At 67.0% G+C, this 300-nt stretch carries 1 protein-coding gene; it reads left to right on the top strand.

All coding sequences use genetic code 11. The features are described 5' to 3' along the window. Positions 1-57: 57 nt before the first annotated feature. On the top strand, positions 58-300 hold a 243-nt coding region (locus R0J87_RS19385), incomplete at its 3' end, for a hypothetical protein (RefSeq protein WP_498888284.1).

The raw sequence follows: 300 nt of genomic DNA, 5'->3' as shown, positions 1-300 counted from the left end.
TCGTGGCCTACCTCTCGACCGTCGGGCAGTAGCCGCGGGAGCACGTACTGTCGAAGGATGCTTCAGAACAGCTTCGGCATCCAGCTCTCCTACGCCTCCGTGGATCGTGGCGACGGCTCCGACCCTCGGCCATCGGCCCGAGACATCCTCTCCCTGTTGCGTGTTCCCGCCGGTATGCGCGATGCGACAGCCACGTGGGATGACCGGGAGGAGGCCGTGCTCGCGATCCCGGTGACGGACGACGGCCACGTCCTGACGCTCAGCGAGGAGGACACGGTCGAGTCGACCCTGTCGACGAGC

It is taken from the genome of Halomonas sp. SIMBA_159, from assembly GCF_046536035.1.
GTDB classification, from domain to species: Bacteria; Pseudomonadota; Gammaproteobacteria; order Pseudomonadales; family Halomonadaceae; genus Vreelandella; species Vreelandella venusta_A.
The sequence above is the reverse complement of the archived record's forward strand: the minus strand, read 5'-3'. Positions and strand labels throughout refer to the sequence as shown.